The 862-nt window shown below is 68.0% G+C and carries 1 protein-coding gene; it reads right to left on the bottom strand.

Features of this window, described 5'->3' with window-relative positions; translation table 11 throughout:
• A partial coding sequence (locus MLGJGCBP_RS22845) for an aminotransferase class III-fold pyridoxal phosphate-dependent enzyme (RefSeq protein WP_160098230.1) occupies window positions 1–862 on the bottom strand: 862 nt, incomplete at both ends.

Raw genomic sequence — 862 nt, 5'->3', positions numbered from 1 at the left:
AGGCCTTCGCGTTCGAAGATGTCCAGGTTCGCCAGCGCCACCGCCGCGGAGACGGGGTGCCCGCCGAAGGTGTAGCCGTGCGCGAACATCGACGTCCCGTCCGCGAACGGTGCGAACAACCGGTCCGAGGCGATCATCGCCCCGATCGGCGAGTACCCTGACGTCAGGCCCTTGGCGCAGGTGATGATGTCGGGGACGTATCCGAAGTCCTCGCACGCGAACATCGACCCGATCCGCCCGAACGCGCAGATCACCTCGTCCGAGACGAGCAGCACGTCGTAGTCGTCGCAGATCTGCCGGACCCGTTCGAAGTAGCCGGGCGGCGGCGGGAAGCAGCCGCCGGCGTTCTGCACCGGTTCGAGGAAGACGGCGGCGACGGTGTCGGGGCCCTCGAATTCGATGGCCTCGGCGATCCGGTCGGCGGCCCAGATCCCGAACGCCTTCGGATCGGCGCCGAGGGGTTCGGGGGCGCGGTAGATGTTGGTGTTGGGGACCCGGAACGCGCCGGGGGTGAGCGGTTCGAACGGGGCCTTCAGGGCGGGGATGCCGGTGATCGCCAAGGCTCCTTGGGGGGTGCCGTGGTAGGCGATGGAGCGGGAGATGACCTTGTGTTTGCCGGGTTTGCCGACCCGTTTGAAGTATTGTTTGGCCAGTTTCCAGGCGCTTTCGACGGCCTCGCCGCCGCCGGTGGTGAAGAACACCCGGTTCAGATCGCCCGGGGCGTAGCCGGCGAGGCGTTCGGCGAGTTCGATGGCCGGTTCGGTGGCGTAGGACCAGAGTGGGAAGAACGCGAGTTGTTCGGCCTGTTTGGCGGCGGCCTCGGCGAGCTCTAGGCGGCCGTGCCCGGCCTGGACGACGAACA

This window comes from Rhodococcus sp. T7, from assembly GCF_009872365.1.
In the GTDB taxonomy this organism is placed as follows: domain Bacteria; phylum Actinomycetota; class Actinomycetes; order Mycobacteriales; family Mycobacteriaceae; genus Rhodococcus_F.
This window is presented reverse-complemented; position numbering and strand designations above follow the sequence as displayed.